The organism is Phenylobacterium sp., from assembly GCF_030697305.1.
Taxonomy (GTDB): domain Bacteria; phylum Pseudomonadota; class Alphaproteobacteria; order Caulobacterales; family Caulobacteraceae; genus Phenylobacterium.
Genome location: NZ_JAUYQL010000064.1, coordinates 1 through 7,349, shown reverse-complemented (window position 1 = coordinate 7,349; position 7,349 = coordinate 1). Strand labels below are relative to the sequence as shown.

The 7,349-nt window shown below is 66.5% G+C and carries 10 protein-coding genes, 2 tRNA genes and 1 pseudogene; 12 read left to right on the top strand and 1 reads right to left on the bottom strand.

Annotation, left to right across the window (positions count from 1 at the left end):
• The 4 genes from Q8R27_RS07460 to Q8R27_RS07445 form a co-directional block, all read left to right on the top strand.
• Positions 1–1,143, top strand: a 1,143-nt coding sequence (locus Q8R27_RS07460) for a S16 family serine protease (protein ID WP_305698417.1), incomplete at its 5' end; no start/stop codon positions are given.
• Between the two features lie 170 nt (positions 1,144–1,313).
• On the top strand, positions 1,314–1,586 hold the full coding sequence (locus Q8R27_RS07455) for an HU family DNA-binding protein (RefSeq protein ID WP_305593955.1): 273 nt from the start codon (positions 1,314–1,316) through the stop codon (positions 1,584–1,586).
• A 118-nt stretch (positions 1,587–1,704) separates the two neighbouring features.
• A tRNA-Val gene (locus Q8R27_RS07450) sits at positions 1,705–1,781 on the top strand.
• Between the two features lie 21 nt (positions 1,782–1,802).
• Complete coding sequence (locus Q8R27_RS07445) at positions 1,803–2,717, top strand: aldo/keto reductase (RefSeq protein WP_305698416.1); 915 nt, start codon at positions 1,803–1,805, stop codon at positions 2,715–2,717.
• Between the two features lie 39 nt (positions 2,718–2,756).
• On the opposite strand, the gene Q8R27_RS07440 is transcribed toward Q8R27_RS07445, so the two are convergent.
• Positions 2,757–2,833, bottom strand: a tRNA-Asp gene (locus Q8R27_RS07440).
• Positions 2,834–3,049: 216 nt separating this feature from the next.
• Here Q8R27_RS07440 and Q8R27_RS07435 point away from each other — a divergent pair.
• The 8 genes and pseudogenes from Q8R27_RS07435 to Q8R27_RS07400 all read left to right on the top strand — a co-directional run.
• Positions 3,050–3,427 (top strand): NADH-quinone oxidoreductase subunit A, encoded by a 378-nt coding sequence (locus tag Q8R27_RS07435; RefSeq protein ID WP_305698415.1) that lies wholly within the window; start codon positions 3,050–3,052, stop codon positions 3,425–3,427.
• Complete coding sequence (locus Q8R27_RS07430) at positions 3,397–3,978, top strand: NADH-quinone oxidoreductase subunit B family protein (RefSeq protein ID WP_305698414.1); 582 nt, start codon at positions 3,397–3,399, stop codon at positions 3,976–3,978. The genes Q8R27_RS07435 and Q8R27_RS07430 overlap by 31 nt, the downstream gene beginning before the upstream one ends.
• Positions 3,975–4,607, top strand: coding sequence for an NADH-quinone oxidoreductase subunit C (locus Q8R27_RS07425; protein ID WP_305698413.1), 633 nt, complete (start codon positions 3,975–3,977; stop codon positions 4,605–4,607). Before Q8R27_RS07430 ends, Q8R27_RS07425 begins: the two co-directional genes overlap by 4 nt.
• Positions 4,608–4,630: 23 nt before the next feature.
• Positions 4,631–5,878, top strand: a complete 1,248-nt coding sequence (locus tag Q8R27_RS07420; protein WP_371134665.1) for an NADH-quinone oxidoreductase subunit D — start codon at positions 4,631–4,633, stop codon at positions 5,876–5,878.
• Positions 5,875–6,207 carry a nuclear transport factor 2 family protein gene (locus Q8R27_RS07415; protein WP_305698412.1) on the top strand — a complete coding sequence of 111 codons (333 nt, stop codon included), beginning with the start codon at positions 5,875–5,877 and terminating at the stop codon, positions 6,205–6,207. Before Q8R27_RS07420 ends, Q8R27_RS07415 begins: the two co-directional genes overlap by 4 nt.
• A 10-nt stretch (positions 6,208–6,217) precedes the next feature.
• Positions 6,218–6,892 (top strand): NADH-quinone oxidoreductase subunit NuoE, encoded by a 675-nt coding sequence (gene nuoE / locus Q8R27_RS07410; RefSeq protein ID WP_305698411.1) that lies wholly within the window; start codon positions 6,218–6,220, stop codon positions 6,890–6,892.
• On the top strand, positions 6,889–7,101 hold the full coding sequence (locus Q8R27_RS07405; RefSeq protein ID WP_305698410.1) for a hypothetical protein: 213 nt from the start codon (positions 6,889–6,891) through the stop codon (positions 7,099–7,101). The genes nuoE and Q8R27_RS07405 overlap by 4 nt, the downstream gene beginning before the upstream one ends.
• Positions 7,102–7,106: 5 nt before the next feature.
• A pseudogene (locus tag Q8R27_RS07400) lies at positions 7,107–7,349 on the top strand (NADH-quinone oxidoreductase subunit F); the annotation flags it as partial.

The following is a 7,349-nucleotide window of genomic DNA, read 5'->3' as shown; positions in this document are numbered from 1 at the left end:
GATGAAATCGACAAGATGGGTTCCGACTATCGCGGCGACCCGTCCTCGGCCCTGCTTGAAGTGCTGGATCCGTCGCAGAACTCGACGTTCGCGGACCACTATCTCGAAGTGGACTACGATCTGTCGCCAGTGATGTTCGTCACCACGGCCAACAGCCTGAACATGCCCCAGCCGCTGCTGGACCGCATGGAGATCATCCGCATCCCCGGCTACACCGAGGACGAGAAGCTGGAGATCGCCAAGCGGCACGTGCTGCCCAAGCTGACCAAGGACCACGGCCTAACGGCCGAGGAGTTCGTGGTGCCCGACCAGGCGATCCGCGACCTGATCCGCTACTACACCCGTGAAGCCGGCGTGCGCTCGCTCGAGCGCGAGCTGGGCGGGCTGGCGCGTAAGGCGGTGCGTGACATGGCGCGCGAAGGCGTGACCACCATCACCATCGACGATGAGCGCCTGGCCAAATACGCGGGCGTGCGCAAGCACCGCTACGGTGAAACGGACGCGGAAGATCAGGTGGGCATCGTCACGGGCCTGGCCTGGACCGAGTTCGGCGGCGACATCCTCACCATCGAAGCGGTGCGGATGCCCGGCAAGGGCCGCATGTCGATCACCGGCAACCTGAAGGACGTGATGAAGGAGTCGATCTCGGCGGCGAACAGCTTCGTCCGCAGCCGGGCCACCAAGTTCGGCATCGAGCCGCCGGTCTTCGAACGCACCGACGTCCATATCCACGTGCCGGACGGCGCGACCCCCAAGGACGGCCCTTCGGCGGGCGCCGCGATGGCCACGGCTATCGTTTCGGTGCTCACCGGTATTCCGATCCGCGCCGACCTCGCCATGACTGGCGAAGTCACCCTGCGCGGCCGGGTGACGGCGATCGGCGGCCTGAAGGAGAAGCTGCTGGCCGCCCTTCGTTCAGGCGTCAAGACGGTGCTGATCCCGCAGGAGAACGAGAAGGACCTGGCTGATCTTCCGGACAATGTCCGCAAGGCGCTGGAGATCATTCCTGTCTCCAACATCGACGAGGTGCTGTCGCACGCGCTCACGCGGCCGCCCACGCCGATCGAGTGGTCAGAAGCGGACCATCCGCCGATCGCTCCGAAGGCGGACGATGGTGATGTGGAGTCGGTCATCACTCACTAAAATCGCGGCCTGAACGGCTGAAAACGAAGCCAAGTCGAGCGGCGCGGAGGCGACTCCGCGCCGCTCTCGTTTGACGCGCGTTGATGGAGCGACATAATCCCAACCGCGCGTGCCGCTCTGGGGGACTGCGTGGTTCGCGCCGCTGCACCAAGGGTTGGGAGACACCCAAGATGACCAAGGCCGAACTCGTGACCGCAATCGCCGAGAAGGCGGGCCTCAACAAGGCTCAGGCGAAGGATGCGCTACAAGCGTTCATCGACTCCGTGACCAGTTCGCTTAAGGCCGGCCACCAGGTGCGCCTGGTGGGCTTCGGCAGCTTTGTGCCGGTTCGCCGGCCGGCCGGCACCGCGCGCAACCCGCGCACCGGCGAGACCGTCAAACGCCCCGCGACCAAGACCGCGCGCTTCCGAGCGGGCGAGGGCCTGAAGGGCGCGCTAAACTAAAGCAGAGGTCTGTTTGTCGTCGGCGGGGGCGGTCGCCGTCAAGCGGCCGCCCCTCGTCGTGCATGAGACGGACGAAACCCCTGACGCAGCCCGCATGCTCGGCTACAAGAGCCGCCGCGGGCGGCTAGCTCAGCTGGTCAGAGCACCTGGTTTACACCCAGGGGGTCGGGGGTTCGAACCCCTCGCCGCCCACCACCTCGAGCTTGCGCGGGCGCCATGCTCTACCGATCCCTCGGCGCCACAGGCCTGGTCGTCTCCGAAATTGGCTTCGGATGCGCAAGCTACTGGGGCAAGCCTCAGTTCGCCGAACGCGATGCCGTAGGTCTCGTCCATCAGGCGATCGAGGCGGGCGTCATCTTTTTCGACACCGGGGCCAGCTATGCCCGTGGCGAGGCCGAGCCCCGCCTGGGCCGGGCGCTCAAGGGGCGCGACGCCTCGCGGCTGGTCATCGCCAGCAAGGCGGGGACGCGCCACGCTGGGGGAGGGCGCATCGTTCGCGATATGTCGCCCGCCGGCGTCGTCGCCAGCGCCGAGGCCTCCTTGCAACGCCTGGGGCTGGACGTACTGCCGCTGCTGCAACTCCACGGCCCGGCGATCAGCGAGCTGGATGAGCCCCTGCTGGCGGCGCTGGAGGGGCTGCGCACCCGCGGGCTGGTGCGCGCGTTGGGGGTCAACAGCTTCGACCCAGCGGTCATCGAGCACGTCCTTGGACTGGCCGCCTTCGACGTGGTGATGGTCGACTACAATATACTGCGCCCGGAACGCGCTGGCCTGGTAGCCAGGGCTGCTGCGGCCGGCAAGGGCGTACTAGCGGGCATGGCGCTGGGCATGGGGCATGCGCAGTTGCAGGTGCTGAAGCTGCGCGGCCCCCAAGACCTCTGGTACGCGGCCCGCGGCCTGGTCCGCCACCGCGAGGAGATGCGCCGGGGCGCGCGTGTCGCGCACCTGCTGAACCAGCCCGGCATGACGCCAGCCCAGGTAGCGCTGGCCTATGTGCTGGACGACGCCAATGTCGCCTGCGCCGTCGTCGGCACGACGCGCCCTGGTCACCTGGCCCAGAACGTCGCGGCGTCGGGCATGAGCTTGCCGGCGAGCGTGCGTAGCGCCACCTATGAAGCATTGCATATCTGAGGAGAGCCGCGTCGCCTCGTCGGGCTGCTGGAAAAGCGGTGGCGCGAATGACGGGACTTGAACCCGCGACCTCCGGCGTGACAGGCCGGCGCTCTAACCAACTGAGCTACATCCGCATCGCTTCCGCGAAACGCGAGGGGCGTCTGATAGGTCGCACCCTGAATCGTGTCAACGGAAGAGTGGCGCTTGGCCGGGCGTAGGGCGCACTGTCAGGCTCTTCGGCGCCCGCAAACCCACACCGCCTGTGACGCTTTCGCCGCAATGCAAACGCGCCGTTTGAACGCCGCGCGGCCCTGGTCTAGAAGGGCCCGCGACTCCGGTCCGAGGATTCCATGAACGCGTTCCTTCTGCAGTACCTGCCCATCGTGATCTTCCTGGGGATCGCGACGGCGCTGGGTCTGGGTTTCGTGATCGCCGCCTTCGTGCTGGCGCCGAAGAATCCCGACCCCGAAAAACTCTCGACCTACGAGTGCGGCTTCAACGCCTTTGACGACGCGCGCATGAAATTCGACGTGCGCTTCTATCTGGTGTCGATCCTGTTCATCATCTTCGATCTGGAAGTGGCCTTCCTGTTCCCCTGGGCGGTGTCGCTCATGGATCTGCCTGTGGAGGCCTCGCACTTCGCGTTCTGGTCGATGATGACCTTCCTGGGCGTGCTCACCGTGGGCTTCATCTACGAATGGAAGAAGGGAGCCCTGGAATGGGAGTGATCGTTCCGGCCGGATCGGGCGCGCGCGCCGCGGTCGAGGGCTACGACGCCAAACGCCACGACCCGTTCTTCGACGGCGTCTCCAGCCAACTCGCCGACAAGGGCTTCGTCACCGCCGCGGCCGATGATCTGATCACCTGGGCGCGCACTGGCTCGCTGATGTGGATGACCTTTGGCCTCGCCTGCTGTGCGGTCGAGATGATGCAGGCCTCGATGCCGCGCTACGACCTGGAACGCTATGGCTTCGCGCCGCGTGCGAGCCCGCGCCAGTCCGACGTGATGATCGTCGCCGGCACCCTGGTGAACAAGATGGCTCCCGCGCTGCGCAAGGTCTACGACCAGATGCCGGAGCCGCGTTACGTGATCTCCATGGGCTCGTGCGCCAACGGCGGCGGCTACTACTATTTCAGCTACTCCGTGGTCCGCGGCTGTGATCGCATCGTGCCGGTCGACATCTACGTGCCCGGCTGTCCGCCGACCGCCGAGGCGCTGGTCTACGGCGTACTGCAACTGCAGAAGAAGATCCGCCGCACCGGGACCATCGAACGATGACGTGGCCGGCGACCCACGACGAACTGGAGACCCTGGGCCAGGCGATCGTCGCCGGCGCTGACGGGGCGATCGACAGCTATTCGCTGACGTTCGGCGAGTTGACTCTGAGCGGGCCGGCGGCGCGCATCGTCGAGGCGCTGAGCTATCTGCGCGATGCGCCGGGCTGCCAGTTCAATCAGCTCATCGATCTGTGCGGCGTCGACCGACCCGAGCGCGCCCAGCGCTTCGACGTCGTCTACCACCTGCTGTCGCTGACCCTGAACCGCCGTGTGCGCCTGAAGATCCAGACCGACGAGGACACCGCAGTCGCCACCGCGACCGGCGTCTTCCCGTGTGCGGACTGGTTCGAACGTGAGGCGTTCGACATGTACGGCGTGTTCTTCGAGGGCCATCCGGACCTGCGCCGCATCCTCACCGACTACGGCTTCCACGGCCATCCGCTGCGCAAGGACTTCCCGATGACGGGCTACGTCGAGGTGCGCTACGACGACGAGCTCAAGCGTGTGGTCTATGAGCCGGTGAAGGCCGTCGAGTGGCGCAACTGGGACTTCCTCTCGCCCTGGGAAGGCGAGGAACGGGGCTTTGCGATACCCGGCGACGAAAAGGCGACTGGCGAGGCCCCCAAGTGACCGGCGACGCGCACCCCGAAACGATCGCCACGGAGACCAGCCTGGCGGCTCCCGTCACGACTGAGATCGGCGTGGTCGACGAGGCCCGTGGCGAAACCCCGGTCCGCAAGTTCAACATCAACTTCGGACCTCAACACCCGGCCGCGCACGGCGTGCTGCGCCTGGTGCTGGAGCTCGACGGCGAAGTGGTCGAACGCGTCGACCCGCACATCGGGCTGCTGCACCGCGGCACCGAGAAGCTGATCGAGGCGCGGCCCTACGCCCAGACGATCCCCTATTTCGACCGCCTCGACTACGTGGCCCCGATGAACCAGGAGCACGCCTATGTGCTCGCCATCGAGAAGATGCTGGGGGTGACGGTCCCGATCCGCGCCCAACTGATCCGCGTGCTGTACTCCGAGATCGGCCGCATCCTGAACCACCTGCTCAACGTCACCACCCAGGCGATGGACGTGGGCGCGCTCACCCCGCCGCTGTGGGGCTTCGAAGAGCGCGAGAAGCTGATGGTGTTCTATGAACGCGCGTCGGGCGCGCGCATGCACGCCAACTACTTCCGGGTCGGCGGCGTGCGGCAGGACCTGCCGCCGGAGCTGATCGCCGACATCAGCCGCTGGTGCGACCACTTCCCGAAGGTCTGCGACGACATCGAGGGCCTGATCACCGACAACCGCATCTTCAAGCAGCGCAACGTCGACATCGGCGTGGTGACCCGCGAAGAGGCGATCGCCTGGGGCTTCTCCGGCGTCATGGTGCGCGGCTCGGGCATCGCCTGGGACCTGAGGCGCAACCAGCCCTACGAGTGCTACGACGAGTTCGAGTTCGACATCCCGCTGGGCCTGAACGGCGACTGTTACGACCGCTATCTCTGCCGCATGGAAGAGATGCGCCAGTCGACGAAGATCATGAAGCAGGCGTGCGAACGGCTGCTGAAGACCCCGGGGCCGTCGCTGTCGGACGACAACAAGATCGCCGCGCCCCGCCGCGGCGAGATGAAGCGTTCGATGGAAGCGCTGATCCATCACTTCAAGCTGTTCACCGAGGGCTATCGAACGCCCGAGGGTGAGGTCTACGCGTGCGTGGAAGCGCCGAAGGGCGAGTTCGGCGTCTATCTGGTGAGCGACGGCTCGAACAAGCCCTACCGCTGCAAGATCCGCGCGCCGGGCTATCCGCATCTGCAGGCGATGGACTGGATGAACCGCGGCCACATGCTGGCCGATGTCTCCGCCATCCTAGGCTCTCTGGACATCGTGTTCGGGGAGATCGACCGTTGAGCCCCGTGGAGATCGTCCAGGGCCAGCTCGACGCCTACAATGCCCAGGATCTGGACGCCTATTGCGCCTACTTCACGCCTGACGTGGTGGTCGCCGACCTGAACGGCGCCGTAACCACGCAAGGCATCGAGGCCTATCGGGCGCGCTACGCCAAGGCGTTCGCCGACTTCCCGCAGAACAAGGCTGAATTGCTGGCGCGGATCGTCCTGGGTACCAGCGTCATCGACCACGAGCGCGTCGTGCGCAAACCCGGCGGAGAGACCTTCGAGGTCGCCGCCATCTACACCTTCGCGGACGGCAAGATCGCCCGCGTCGACTTCGCCAAATGAGGGCCAAGGCTTGAGCGTCCGCCGCCTATCCACCGTCCAGCCGGACGGCTTCGCCTTTTCGCCGGAAAGCCTGGAGAAGGCGCGCTGGTGGATGGCCAAGTTCCCCGCCGGCCGCCAGCAATCGGCGGTGATCCCGCTGCTTTGGGTCGTCCAGAAGCAGGAAGGTTGGGTCTCGGAGCCCGCGATCCGCGAAGTCGCAAGCCTGCTCGGCATGGCGGTGATCCGCGTCTACGAGGTCGCCACCTTCTACACGATGTTCATGCTCGAGCCGGTCGGCAGCCACGCGCTCGTCCAGGTCTGCGGCACCACGCCCTGCATGCTGCGCGGCGCAGGTGAGCTGATGGACGTCTGCAAGAAGCGGTTCGGCGGCAAGGATCACCTCAGCGCCGACGGCAAGTTCTACTGGCAGGAGGTCGAGTGCCTCGGCGCCTGCGCCAATGCGCCCATGGCGGCGATCAACGACTACTACTACGAGGACCTGACGCCGGCGGCGCTGGAAGGTCTGCTCGACCAGTTCGCGGCGGGTACGACGCCCACGCCGGGGTCTGCGATCGGACGACAGAATTCGGCGCCCGAGGGCGGGCCGCTGACTCTCACCGATGCGGCGCTCTACGACGGCTCGCCGGCGAAGGCGCTGACGCTGCCGAACCTGCCCGTCGAGGGTCCGAAGGAGCCGGCGGCGTGACCGAGCAGATGCAGGCCATGAAGCGCCGCCTGATCGTCATGCTGGCGATCGACGGGGTCTGCGCGCTGATCGCGGGGGCCGCCGCCATCGGCTTCTTCATGCAGGGCGTCGGCTGGATGCAATGGGCCTTCATGGCCGCCTTGGGCGTCGGGTTCGCCGCCCAGATCTGGTTCATCGCGGGCTTCCGTCGCGCGAACAAGGGAGTTTAGGGGTCTTGGTCGGCATCCTGGAAGACAAGGACCGTATCTTCACCAACCTCTACGGCCTCCACGACTGGGGCCTGGAGGGGGCGAAGCGGCGAGGGGCCTACAACGCGGTCGACGCCATGCTGTCGCAGACCCCGGAATGGCTGTGCGAGCAGATCAAGAACTCGGGCCTTCGCGGGCGCGGCGGGGCGGGTTTCGCTACCGGCCTGAAGTGGACCTTCATGCCCAAGCAGGAGAGCGAGCGGCCGCAC

Coding starts and splice junctions, on each gene's coding strand:
- Q8R27_RS07455 (WP_305593955.1), top strand. CDS start 1,314: ATGACCAAGGCCGAACTCGTGACCGCAATCGCCGAGAAGGCGGGCCTC.
- Q8R27_RS07445 (WP_305698416.1), top strand. CDS start 1,803: ATGCTCTACCGATCCCTCGGCGCCACAGGCCTGGTCGTCTCCGAAATT.
- Q8R27_RS07435 (WP_305698415.1), top strand. CDS start 3,050: ATGAACGCGTTCCTTCTGCAGTACCTGCCCATCGTGATCTTCCTGGGG.
- Q8R27_RS07430 (WP_305698414.1), top strand. CDS start 3,397: ATGGAAGAAGGGAGCCCTGGAATGGGAGTGATCGTTCCGGCCGGATCG.
- Q8R27_RS07425 (WP_305698413.1), top strand. CDS start 3,975: ATGACGTGGCCGGCGACCCACGACGAACTGGAGACCCTGGGCCAGGCG.